The following is an 11,249-nucleotide window of genomic DNA, read 5'->3' as shown; positions in this document are numbered from 1 at the left end:
GACCGGCGCAGTGACTGCGACCGGCGCGCCGCACGGCTGAACAGGTTGCCTGCTTGCAGCGGCGACCCGGCGAGTCCCATGCCGGTGCGACTGCTGAGCGGCCGAGGGCATGGGTCGATTCTCCGATGGTTGCCTGCCAGCACCGGCCGCCTGCAGGCATTCGCCGCCGGGGTAACCTGGAAGGCGGCGCAGTGAATGCCGATGCAGGAAACGCCGCTGGCTTTAAAGCGTAGGCAGCATCAATGCGCGCTCAGTTCCGCCGCCGGCGCGCCGGCCACGCATGGCGCGCCCACACCAAGCCGATGGCCGCCATCGCAATACCCATCAGCAACATGCCGGCGCCCACGCCGTTCGGGCCGAAGCGTTCGTACAACAGGCCACCGCGATTGACTGCCGCCAGTGCCTGCGGATGCAGCAGCGTCCACACGCCCTGCCCGGCGCAGACCAGCCCAACGATCACCAGCAAGATGGCTTTGAGCGGAATCACGGGCGCGGACCAGTGCCAGCGGGCAAACGCTGCAGGCTGGCCGCCAGCGTCCACACCAGCACGCCAATACCAACGGCCTGTACGGCCATCAGCACGAAGTGGGCGACGCTGACCACCATGCTGATCTGACGCACGTTGCCTTGCTGCAGCAACAACATCGGAATCGCCTGGACGGCGACCTCGGCGAACAGGCAGCCCAGCAGCAGCCAGAGCGCGGCCAGCCCGGCGCGCCGCAGCGGGCTATGCGGTGCGCGCCACAACAGGACCAGCCCGAGCAGCACCGCAATCAGCATCGGCACGCGCGACAGCAGGCTGGTGACCAGGGTCAGCAGGACCGCGGTGGCATCGGCGCTACCCACGTCAGTCGGCACTGATCAGCACGGCCTCGCGCGCGCGCAGCGCGGCGTAGACCGGGTCGGTATCCGGGCGCACGCCATGCCACAGCGCGAAGCTCTCGGCGGCCTGCTCCACCAGCATGCCCAGTCCGTCGATGGCGTACCGGCATTGCGCCGCGCGCGCCCAGGCAAGGAACGCAATCGCGGTATCGCCGTAATTTAGATCGACCGCGGCAGTCAGGCTGTTGACCAGGCCCAGTGGCAATGCGAACGCACCGGCATCGCGGTCGCGACCTGCGGCAGTGGCATTGACGATCAGTTCGAAGTCGCCCAGCTCGCGCAGGTCCTCGATGTAACGCGACGTCACCCGCGCCGGTTCGCCCAGCGCATCGCACAAGGCATCGGCGCGCTCGGGCGAGCGGTTCACCACCACCATTGCGGTGATGCCCGCCTCCAGCAGCGCCGGCGCCACGCCACGGGCAGCGCCGCCGGCGCCCAGCAGCAGCACGCGGCGACCACGCAGATCCAGGCCCTGGCGCTCGGTGAGATCGCGCACCAGGCCGGCGCCGTCGGTGTTGTCTCCCTGCCACTGGCCGTCGTTACGCACCAACGTGTTCACCGCCCCGGCCAGCCGCGCGCGATCGCTCAGGCTGCTGGCCAGCCCATAGGCGGCTTCCTTCAACGGCAGGGTGACGTTCGCGCCTTTGCCGCCTTCATCGGCGAAGCGTTGCAGCGCGGCGCTGAAGTCTTCCTGCGGCGCGTCGATGGCGGTGTAGTCCAGCGCAATGCCGGTCTGCTTCCCGAAGTCGGCATGGATGGCCGGCGACAGCGAATGGGCGACGGGGTGACCGAATACGGCATAACGGGATACGGGCATGAAACGCTCTCTGGTTGACTAGACTGTGCGCGAATCTAGAGTGGCCAACAAAATGTAGCGAGCGGTCGCCAGGTGGGCGTGGACGGCGCGCAGGAACCGGAGTGTACGAATGGTACATGCCGATTCCGAGCACCGGCCGCGCCTGCCTGGCGACCGCGCAGTAATTTTGTAAACCGCTCCTTGAGGCAGGAACACCGCATGCACTATCGATGGCCGCTGCTCACGCTGGCGGCAAGTTTACTCTGCGTCCCGTCTGCTTCGGGGCTTGCTGAATTCGGCATCGAGGGCATGGGTGTGGTCTCCACGCCGGCCAACGAGGCGCGCGCCACGCTCAGCCCGGACGGGCAACGCATCGTTTGGGCCAGCGACCGCGCCGGTGGCGCCGGCGGCTGGGACCTGTGGCAGGCGCAGCTGCGCGGCGGGCGTTGGCAGGACGCGCAGACGCTGCCGATCAATACCGCGCAGGACGAGACCACCCCATTCTTCAGTGCGGACGGCCGCTGGCTGCTGTTCGCCTCCACCCGGCCCGGCGGCGCTGGCGGCAGCGACCTGTACCGAGCACCGGTGGATGCGCAAGGCGCCGTAGGCCCGGTGCAATCGCTGGGCGCGGCGATCGACAGCGCCGGCAACGAGCGCGCACCGACGCTGTCGCTGGACGGCACACGCCTGCTGTTCGCCAGCGACGGACATGGCGGTGCTGGCGGCATGGATCTATTCGTCGCGCACTGGGATGGGCAGGCGTTCAGTGCGCCGGTGGCCTTGCTCGACATCAATAGCGCAGCCGATGAGCTGGACGCCGCCTGGCTCGGCGACGGGCGCGCGCTGGTATGGGCCCGCGGGAAGACCGATGGCCCCAGCCAGTTGCTGCTGGCCATCTGCAAGGACGGGCACTTTGCACAAGGCTTGCCGCTGCCGCTGTCGTTCAACGGGCCGCAGGAGCGCACGTTCGGCGCGGTCGTGGATACGGCCAAGCCCGGCGAATTGCTGGTGACCGGTAGTGCCCGCGCGCCGCGCGCAGGGCAGTTGGACATTTACCGGATGAAGGCACCGGCAGCCGATGGCGATGCGAGTTGCCGTTGAGGTGGATTGGGTGCATCGGTCAGATCGAGACGATGTTGTCTGGGCATTCGCCGCAGAGCTGCTGATCGCTTGCAACGAGGTGACCAGCAAACCATGCGATGCGAAGTCTTCATTCTTCAATAAACAACCCGCGAACTGACTGGCGTGGTGCCCTCGCCACTTGCGGGACCGATTGCGGCATGGATGCCGCCATCCAGGCTCCATGGATGGGTTCACGGCATGTCCTGCGAGCGGCGAGGACACCGCGCACTCGACCGAGCAGGCCTTTGACGGCATCCAACAAGTCAAGGCCGACAAACCGCTGCGCAGATGCCATGCGAGCAATGAGCGGCCCACGCTCAAGGTCAGCCGTGTAGTGCGGTCTGCAGCACTGCACTCTCTGCAGCAACTCAACGATCAATCACTGCGCGTCGCTAACGGATATCAGCCGGCATGCCGCAATCATCACCTCACTCAATACACATCGCGTCGATAACGTCCCGCCGCCGTCAACGAGTCCAGACGCGTGTCGCCGAGTACTTCGCGCAACGCCGCATCGACCTCGCGCGCCATGCTGTCCAGACTGCCACAGACGTAAATGACCGCGCCACGGTCGATCCAGTGTCGCAACGTGCCGCCGGCTTCGCGCAAGTGATGCTGCACGTAGCGTTTTTGTGGTTGATCGCGTGAAAACACCCATTCCAGCTGTCGTAGATGCCCACTCGCCTGCCAGGCCTGCAGCTCGTCGGCGAACAGGCGGTCGTGCGCCGCATGCCGTTCGCCGAACAACAACCAGTGCCCATGCACGCCGGCCAGCTCGGCCTCGCGTAGCAGCGCGCGCAAGCCTGCAATGCCGGTGCCGTTACCGATCAAGACCATCGGCATTGTTTCGAGCCGATGGAACCCGGGATTGGTGCGCAACCGTGCGCGGACCGGCGCGCCGATCGCCGCGTGGCAGATCAGCCACCCCGAACCCAGACCAGGACTGCCATCGGCACGCACCGTCAACCGCACCACGACCATCGCGGTGCCGTCGGCCGGTACGCTGGCGAGCGAATAATCGCGGGTAGGCAGCCAGGCGCATGCGTCCAGCCAGGTTTGCGGATCAGGGCGATGGGCAAGCGGCGTTGCGGGCGGCTCGGGCAGTACGCGCTCGGCGGCAACCTGCTGCAATGGCAGCAGCTGCGCATCCACGTGCACCAGCGTGTCCGGCGCCAGGCCCCATGCCGCCAGGCAGTCGCGCACCTGTGCTTGGGCGTGCGCAGGCTGCACTTCAAGGATGTCGCCGGCCTGCCACTGTGCATCCGCAGGTGGCTGCAGATCGATGCGCCAGATCGGCGCTCCCTCGCTGCCCGGGTTCAGATGCGTGCGTGAGGACAGGGTCCATTCGGTCAGTTTGGGCCGTGCCAGCGGCGCCACGCGCATGGGCGCACCGGCGATCTGGCCCAGCTGCGCATGCCATTGCGCCAGCGCCTGCGGATCGACGTTGTCCAGTTCCACCGCAGCAAACAGCGCGCGTGCACCTTGCGCATCCAGCCACTGTTCGACACGCCGCGAGAACCCGCAGAACTGCGCGTATTGGCGGTCGCCCAGCGCCAGCATCGCGTAAGTCAGGTGCGGCAATTCCAGGCCTTGCCGCAGCAGCCCACGCTCGAAACCGCGTGCCGCATCCGGGGGCTCGCCATCGCCAAACGTGCTGATCACAAACAACGCATGCCCGCTGCGTTGCAGGGCCTGTGCATCCAGCTGCGCCAGCGAGCGCACCTGCACCGGCAAGCCGGCAGCCTGCAGATGCCCGGCGGCCTGCCACGCCAGGCGCTCGGCAAAACCGCTCTGGCTGGCAAACGCAATCAACCATGGTGCCGCCTGCGAGGCCGGCGCTGCGCCGTGCAACACCTTGCGCGCAGCGCGCAGCGCGCGTTTTTTGCGGCGCCGATCCAGATACAGCATCCAGCCGGTGACGAAGAACACCGACATGCCCAGGCTGGCCAGCATCACCACCATGCGCCCGGGCAACCCGAAAAAACTGCCCGAATGCAGCGGGAACATGCTCACCGCCAATTGCTGCCCGCGCGGCAGCAGCGCGTAGTCCTGGCGCTGCAGCAGTGCTCCGCTGTCCGGCGCGATATCAAGACTGTTGTAGGCGCGATCGTGAGCCGGATTGTCGGGCAAGAACCGCACATTCAACGGCTGCCCGTCGCGCGTGGGAATGCGCAGATCCAGGGCGGCGCTACGAGTGGCGGGAATGCCATCGAGCGTGCGCTGCACGTGTGCAAGATCGACGGTGGCCGGGCGGCTATCGCCTTTGTCGCCACGTATCGCAGGCGGGCCGCCGAGCAAGGCCACCATGCCATCGCGATACCAGGGGTAGGACCAGGTCAGCCCGGTCAGCGCGACCAGCAAATACACCAGCAAGCACCAGGTGCCGAACACCGCATGCAGGCTCCACAAAAAACTGCGCCCCTGCCGTCGCCATTCCACCACCCACCAGGTGCGCGGGCTCCACCACCGTCGCGGCCAGCGCAGATACAGCCCCGATGCGCAGAAGAACAGCAAGATGAAGGCGCTCGCACCGGTGACCGCCTGCCCGCGTTTGCCGGCCGTCAGGTTGCGGTGCAGGTCTTCGATGAAGGCAAACGCTGTACTCAGCCGCGGCGGCGCGACCCGCTCACCCGTATAGGGGTCGAAGTACACCCGGCCCGCGCCCTTGCCGGAAAGACGCGCTGCAGACGGGCGCGCACCGGTGGGGTCGATCAACAGGCGTGTCACCGCCTGTTTTTGCCCTGCACCGGCTGGCGCCAGATCGAGCCGCTGCAGCAGCACATCCACCGGCAAGGCCCGCTCGCCCGCCGCATGCCGTTGCGCCAGTTGCGCAATGGCCGGGTTGGCCATGCGCACGATCTCGTTTTCGAACGACATCGCCGCGCCGGTCAACCCCATCACCGACAGCACCAGCCCGGCAGTGATGCCGAGCAGCCAATGCAGCTGGAACAGGAGCGTCTTGATCAAGACCTGGCCACGAAACAGGACGGCCGCCCATTGTAGATGAGAATGAGTCTCGCATCCGATCTGCATCGATGCCGCTGGCGTTCCGCATTCCGTTGCACGCCACGCACCGGAAACGGTCCGTCTTGTCGGATGCGTTCTGCCTCGCCGTCATCTGGCGCACATGGCGCGGTCATCGTTCGGACATCGCGCGTTGCCACCTTCCCCACTCCCCTTGGCAAGCGAGCTCTGCAATGTCCTTCCTCCTGCGCGGTTGTGTGGCCCTGGCAGTGTTGTGCACGACCTCCGTGGCGGTCGCCGCCACCAGTTGTCCCACCCTTTACGCGAACGGCACCCCGCCTAGCGTGGGCAGCAGCACGACCCGCACCACCGAGGTCTGCCACACCCAATACGTGCTGCTGGCCTCGGGCGTGACCAAGGACCCGGTGTATTCGGCCGAGCACCTCACCGACCAGCAGGTGGCCGGAGCCGAGGCGATCGGCCGGGTCGGCTCGTTTCACGATGAAACCGGCATTCCGGCCGCCGACCGCTCGAAAAGTTCCGACTACACCAACACCGGCTACGACCGCGGGCACATGACGCCGGCCGGCGATGCATCGACCGAAAGCGCGGAAAAAGAGACCTTTTCCATGGCCAACGTCGTCCCGCAGGACCACAAGCTCAACACCGGCGAGTGGGCGCACATCGAAGAGCAGGTGCGTCAGCTGGCCAAGCAACACGGCGAGTTGTACGTGGTGACCGGCCCGGCGTTCGACAGCGGCACGGCACCGACCATCGGCACCGACAAGGTCGCCGTTCCGGCATATGTGTGGAAGGCGATCTACGAACCGGGCGTGGGCGCCGGCGCGTATCTGTGCGTCAACGACAGCAGCATCAACTGCGACGTGGTGTCGATCGACGACCTGGTCGTGATGACCAACGTCGACCCGTTCCCCTCGCTCAGCGCCAGCGTGAAGTCGCACGCGATCGCGCTGGTGCTGCCGTAACGATGGCTACGCATGCGTGCGGCAGTCGGCTGCGCAGCGTCACGCAGGCGGACATCGCACGCAAACGGCAAGCGGCATCGGCGATCGCAGCGGCTGGATGCCACGCAGGGCGCAGGCACCCGGCCGCTGTCAATTGCTGCCGAGACCAGCGTCCGGCGCGGCACAGTGCGCGGCCAATCCATCTGCCAGGGCCGCGAACACCGCACTGCAGGCAGCGCTGGCGCGCAGGTCTTGATGCATCGTGACCCAGACGTCCAGTGCCACACCGACCTGCTGCGGCAACACCGGCAGCAGGCCCGGCGTTCGCCGTGCCAACATCGCCTGGCAGAAGCCAATCCCGCACCCGGCGCGGATCAGCGCCAGCTGTGCCAGATCGCTGTCGGCCCGTAGCGCGAAGGCCGCAGGTTCCCAGAACGGGAAGCCCTTGCGCGCGCCGCGCAGAAACGGCGTGTCCGTGTCGAAACCTACCAGCGCATGCTGGGCCAGGTCCTCCGGGCGCTGCGGCAGGCCATGCCGGTCCACATAGTCCGGATGAGCGTGGAGCCCGATCGCGACCTTGCCGACGCGGCGCGCCACCAGCAGGTCCTGCTGCGGCCGGATCATGCGCACCGCCACATCGGCTTGGCGGTGCAGCAGATCCTGCACCCGATTGCTCAACACCAGTTCCATGCGCAGCTGCGGATGCGCAGCACGCAACGCAGCCAGGATCGGCGGCAGGATTTCCGCACCGACCACCTCGCTGGCCGAGATCTTGACCGTGCCCTGCACCGCCTCACCATGACGGCTGGCTGCACGCTGCAACGCCGCGGCAATGTCGGCCATCGCCCGTGCATGGCTGCGCAACGCCTGTGCGGCGTCGGTCGGCAGTAGCCCGGTTTGCGAACGGACGAACAGCGGCACCGCCAGCAGGTCCTCCAACGCTGCGACATGCCGACCGATGGTGGGCTGGGTCAGACCCAGCGCGCGTGCTGCCGCCGACAACGAGCCCTCCTCCAGCACCGCAAGGAAGGACCGGTAAAGCTCCCAGCTGATCGTCTCGGCCATACATAAATGTATAGCTGCATGCGCATCTTCGGCAATTTATTCGCAGCCACGGCTTACCCACACTGGCCGCATCTCGACAGCGGAGCGGACCCATGACACAGACAGCGACCGCCCTGGTACTGGGCGCCAGTGGCGGCATCGGCGGCGAACTGGCGCGGCAACTGCGCGATGCAGGATGGCAGGTGCGTGCATTGCAACGCGGGTTGGCGGCCACCGCCGAGCAGCGCGATGGCATCGACTGGCGCCGCGGCGACGCCATGCAACGGCACGATGTCCTGCAGGCAGCGCGCGGTTGTGCGGTGATCGTGCATGCGGTCAACCCGCCCGGCTACCGGCGCTGGTCAGAGCTGGTGCTGCCGATGCTCGACAACAGTATCGCCGCGGCTCGCGCCGAAGGCGCCACCCTCGTGTTGCCTGGCACCGTCTACAACTACGGCCCCAGCGCCTATCCATCGCCGGACGAGGAGGCGCCGCAGACGCCGACCAGCCGCAAAGGCGCGATCCGGGTCGAGATGGAGCGCCGCCTGCAGGCCGCCACCGCGCACGGTGCGCGGGCGCTGATCGTGCGCGCCGGCGACTACTTCGGCCCGCACGCGCGCAACAGCTGGTTCGCGCAGGGGCTGGTCACCGCGGGGCGCCCGGTCACCACGGTGACCCTGCCTGGCGCGCCGGGCGTTGGCCATCAATGGGCCTACCTGCCCGACGTTGCGCAATGCATGCTGCGGCTGCTGCAGCGCCGCGACACGCTGCCAGCGTTCTGCCGCCTGCACATGGCCGGGCACTGGGATGCAGACGGTACGCAGATGGCCGCGGCGATCGGCCGGGTGGTCGTGCGCCACGGCGGCACGCAACCAGCACTGCGCCGCTTTCCGTGGTGGGCACTGCCGCTGGCCAGCCCGTTCGTGCCGCTGGCACGCGAACTGCGCGAGATCCGCCCGCTGTGGCGCAACCCGCTGCGCCTGCGCAATACGCGCCTGCGCGAGGTACTGGGCGAGGAACCGCACACACCCCTGGACGACGCCGTCGAGGCGACGCTCGCCGGATTAGGCTGCCTGCCGACATCGTTGCTGGCACCAGCGCACTGACTGAGAACAGCTCACAGAACGACTGCGCATCCGCCAGGCGGACGCGGCCGGTGCTCAAAATCCGGCATGTACCACCCGTACACTGCAGGTGTGAGCGCGCCGTCCGCACCCACCTGACGACTGCGCGCTACGTTTTGTTAGCCGCATAAGATGGGCCTGCGGTGATATGGCCGCAGGCGCTCGCGCTCAGCGCGTTTCGCGCAACCAACGCGCCACTTGCGGGGCGAAATAGGTCAACACGCCATCGGCACCGGCGCGCTTGAAGGCCATCAACGCCTCGAGCACGCACTTGCGCTCGTCCAGCCAGCCATTGGCTGCTGCCGCCTTGAGCATCGCGTATTCGCCGCTGACCTGATACGCAAAGGTCGGCACGCGGAATTCTTCCTTTACCCGGCGCACCACATCCAGATACGGCATGCCCGGCTTGACCATCACCATGTCCGCGCCTTCTTCCAGATCCAGGGCGATCTCGCGCAAGGCTTCGTCGCCGTTGGCCGGGTCCATCTGGTAGGTGGTCTTGTCGGCCTTGCCCAGATTGCCGGCGCTGCCCACCGCATCGCGGAACGGGCCGTAGAACGCCGAGGCGTACTTGGCCGAGTACGCCATGATGCGCACGTTGAGATGATCGTCGGCATCGAGCGCGCGGCGGATCGCACCGATGCGGCCATCCATCATGTCCGAAGGCGAAATGATGTCCACGCCCGCCTGCGCATGCGACAACGATTGCCTGACCAATGCCTCGACCGTGATCTCGTTGAGCACATAACCCCTGGCGTCGATGATGCCGTCCTGGCCGTGGGTGGTGTACGGATCCAGCGCCACGTCGGTCATGACGCCCAGCTCAGGAAAGCGCGACTTCAACGCACGCACCGCGCGCTGCGCCAGGCCGTCCGGGTTCCAGGCCTCGGCCGCATCCAGGCTCTTGCCGGCCGGGTCGATCACCGGGAACAGGTCGATCACCGGGATGCCCAATTCCAGCGCGTTTTCCGCTTCGCGCAGCAACTCGCCCAGCGACAGGCGTTCCACGCCCGGCATCGACGCAATCGGCGCGCGGCCAGACAACTCGTGCACGAACACCGGCCAGATCAGGTCATCGGTAGTCAGCGTGTTTTCGCGCATCAACCGACGCGAAAACGCATCGTGGCGCATGCGGCGGGGGCGATAGTGCGGGTGGGCCATGACAAGGCTCCTAGAGACAGCGCATCAGTTTACGCCCGCCGTCACGCGCAGGACGCGCTGCGACGCAGTGTCGCAGCGCTGCAACAGCGCGGACTCTGCGTGCGTGCGCCGCACGCAGCGCACCGAACGCTGCCGACACAGGCGCTGCTCGACTCGCGCACGCGACACGCGCAGGCACGCATCCACATCGCCGCCTATCGAAAAGCTTGTTAGATAATCCCGCCGCCCAGGGTCAGGCGCATCACCCCGACTACGATCACCAAGCCGTTGAGCACCAGGCCGGTCTTGGCACGGCCGCGGTTGCCTGCCGAGGTGAACAACAGCGCGATGGCGGCGATCAGCGCGCCCACCGCCGCGAACGGAATCAGGAACCAGTTGCCCCACCCCAGCAGCGGGATGAAGGCCAACACCATCCAGAGCAACGCCACGATGCCCCACAACAGGCTGATCAATCCCACGTGCCACCTCGTCTTGAAGAAAGCACGAGCTTACCGGCGCGGCCGTCCTCGCGCCGTGGGCGGGTGGTCATCATGACCAATGGCGGTTTGGCGGCAGCCTCACACCGGCATGGCTAGGGTGCGCCAAAGTCCGGCGCGATTCAGTCCAGACGCCGGATCATCGCCGGCCACTACCCGGCTTTCATTACCCAAGGGGGGTCCACCATGCACAAGCAATCGCTGATCAGGAACGTGGCCATCGCCGCGGCCACCGCCGCCTTGCTGGCCGGCTGCGCCAGCAGCTCCAAGGTGATGCTGGGCCAGGCGCGCGCGCCGATCGACCCGGCACAGGTGCAGGTGTATTCCAACGCACCGGTCGGCTCGGTGGAAATCGCCCAGCTCGAATCGACCAGCGCTGCCGGCTTCGGCACCCAGGGCCAGACCGACGCCGCCGTCCAACGCCTCAAGCGCGAAGCCGCCAAGCTCGGCGCCAACGGCGTGGTCATCGTCGGCGTGGGATCCGAACGTTCCGGCGGCGGCCTGTCGGTGGGCGGTGGCAGCTATGGCGGCCGCGTCGGCGGCGGCTTAGGGATCGGCATCCCCACCACCCAGAAGCGCGCAGCGGGTGTGGCGATCTGGGTACCGGCGGGGGCGGAGCAGCGCCCGGCACCGGATGTTCCGGCGGCGACGCGGTAAAGCCCGCAAGATTCACCCGCATCAATGCGCCAGGGCGCGATGGATGGCTGTTTGCAGC

General features: G+C 67.2%; 11 protein-coding genes and 2 other RNA genes. 5 read left to right on the top strand and 8 right to left on the bottom strand.

The window, feature by feature from the left end; genetic code table 11:
• Positions 1-250: 250 nt before the first annotated feature.
• The 4 genes from J7367_RS02360 to J7367_RS02345 form a co-directional block, all read right to left on the bottom strand.
• A complete protein-coding gene (locus tag J7367_RS02360) occupies positions 251-487 on the bottom strand; it encodes a hypothetical protein (RefSeq protein ID WP_022560239.1) in 237 nt (78 codons plus the stop codon).
• Positions 484-858, bottom strand: a complete 375-nt coding sequence (locus J7367_RS02355; protein ID WP_057660671.1) for a hypothetical protein — start codon at positions 856-858, stop codon at positions 484-486. Before J7367_RS02355 ends, J7367_RS02360 begins: the two co-directional genes overlap by 4 nt.
• Complete coding sequence (gene aroE / locus J7367_RS02350) at positions 848-1,699, bottom strand: shikimate dehydrogenase (RefSeq protein ID WP_057660674.1); 852 nt, start codon at positions 1,697-1,699, stop codon at positions 848-850. The genes J7367_RS02355 and aroE overlap by 11 nt, the downstream gene beginning before the upstream one ends.
• Before the next feature lie 42 nt (positions 1,700-1,741).
• A non-coding RNA gene (locus J7367_RS02345) (sX9 sRNA) lies at positions 1,742-1,817 on the bottom strand.
• An 80-nt stretch (positions 1,818-1,897) separates the two neighbouring features.
• Between J7367_RS02345 and J7367_RS02340 the strand changes: the two genes are divergently transcribed.
• Positions 1,898-2,779 (top strand): PD40 domain-containing protein, encoded by an 882-nt coding sequence (locus J7367_RS02340; RefSeq protein ID WP_057660677.1) that lies wholly within the window; start codon positions 1,898-1,900, stop codon positions 2,777-2,779.
• 453 nt (positions 2,780-3,232) lie between these two features.
• Here the strand turns inward: J7367_RS02340 and J7367_RS02335 are convergent, their stop codons facing one another.
• A complete protein-coding gene (locus tag J7367_RS02335; protein WP_057660679.1) occupies positions 3,233-5,767 on the bottom strand; it encodes a sulfite reductase flavoprotein subunit alpha in 2,535 nt (844 codons plus the stop codon).
• Between the two features lie 230 nt (positions 5,768-5,997).
• Between J7367_RS02335 and J7367_RS02330 the strand changes: the two genes are divergently transcribed.
• Positions 5,998-6,750 (top strand): DNA/RNA non-specific endonuclease, encoded by a 753-nt coding sequence (locus J7367_RS02330; protein WP_022560244.1) that lies wholly within the window; start codon positions 5,998-6,000, stop codon positions 6,748-6,750.
• A gap of 129 nt (positions 6,751-6,879) precedes the next feature.
• Here J7367_RS02330 and J7367_RS02325 read toward each other — a convergent pair whose 3' ends face one another.
• The gene (locus J7367_RS02325) at positions 6,880-7,794 is read right to left on the bottom strand and encodes a LysR family transcriptional regulator (RefSeq protein WP_057660682.1); all 915 of its coding nucleotides are present in this window, start codon (positions 7,792-7,794) and stop codon (positions 6,880-6,882) included.
• A gap of 92 nt (positions 7,795-7,886) precedes the next feature.
• Here J7367_RS02325 and J7367_RS02320 point away from each other — a divergent pair, with 92 nt between their 5' ends.
• Both J7367_RS02320 and J7367_RS02315 read left to right on the top strand, forming a co-directional pair.
• Positions 7,887-8,879: an SDR family oxidoreductase gene (locus J7367_RS02320; protein ID WP_057660683.1), complete on the top strand. Its 993-nt coding sequence runs from the start codon at positions 7,887-7,889 to the stop codon at positions 8,877-8,879.
• Positions 8,880-8,945: 66 nt separating this feature from the next.
• Positions 8,946-9,022: non-coding RNA, sX9 sRNA (locus J7367_RS02315), on the top strand.
• A gap of 43 nt (positions 9,023-9,065) precedes the next feature.
• On the opposite strand, the gene hemB is transcribed toward J7367_RS02315, so the two are convergent.
• Both hemB and J7367_RS02305 read right to left on the bottom strand, forming a co-directional pair.
• Complete coding sequence (hemB, locus tag J7367_RS02310) at positions 9,066-10,058, bottom strand: porphobilinogen synthase (protein ID WP_057660687.1); 993 nt, start codon at positions 10,056-10,058, stop codon at positions 9,066-9,068.
• Between the two features lie 209 nt (positions 10,059-10,267).
• Positions 10,268-10,510, bottom strand: a complete 243-nt coding sequence (locus J7367_RS02305) for a hypothetical protein (RefSeq protein ID WP_017156266.1) — start codon at positions 10,508-10,510, stop codon at positions 10,268-10,270.
• Positions 10,511-10,720: 210 nt separating this feature from the next.
• Here J7367_RS02305 and J7367_RS02300 point away from each other — a divergent pair, with 210 nt between their 5' ends.
• Complete coding sequence (locus tag J7367_RS02300; protein ID WP_007966881.1) at positions 10,721-11,191, top strand: hypothetical protein; 471 nt, start codon at positions 10,721-10,723, stop codon at positions 11,189-11,191.
• Positions 11,192-11,249: the final 58 nt, after the last annotated feature.

The organism is Xanthomonas sp. D-36-1 (genome assembly GCF_017746155.1).
Taxonomy (GTDB): Bacteria; Pseudomonadota; Gammaproteobacteria; order Xanthomonadales; family Xanthomonadaceae; genus Xanthomonas; species Xanthomonas cissicola.
Note: the sequence above shows the minus strand (reverse complement) of the source record. Positions and strands in the feature narration are given on the sequence as shown.

Bases quoted from the DNA above. Each gene is read 5' to 3' on its own strand.
- hemB (WP_057660687.1), bottom strand. From the start codon at position 10,058: ATGGCCCACCCGCACTATCGCCCCCGCCGCATGCGCCACGATGCGTTT.
- J7367_RS02330 (WP_022560244.1), top strand. From the start codon at position 5,998: ATGTCCTTCCTCCTGCGCGGTTGTGTGGCCCTGGCAGTGTTGTGCACG.
- J7367_RS02320 (WP_057660683.1), top strand. From the start codon at position 7,887: ATGACACAGACAGCGACCGCCCTGGTACTGGGCGCCAGTGGCGGCATC.
- J7367_RS02300 (WP_007966881.1), top strand. From the start codon at position 10,721: ATGCACAAGCAATCGCTGATCAGGAACGTGGCCATCGCCGCGGCCACC.
- aroE (WP_057660674.1), bottom strand. From the start codon at position 1,699: ATGCCCGTATCCCGTTATGCCGTATTCGGTCACCCCGTCGCCCATTCG.
- J7367_RS02340 (WP_057660677.1), top strand. From the start codon at position 1,898: ATGCACTATCGATGGCCGCTGCTCACGCTGGCGGCAAGTTTACTCTGC.
- J7367_RS02325 (WP_057660682.1), bottom strand. From the start codon at position 7,794: ATGGCCGAGACGATCAGCTGGGAGCTTTACCGGTCCTTCCTTGCGGTG.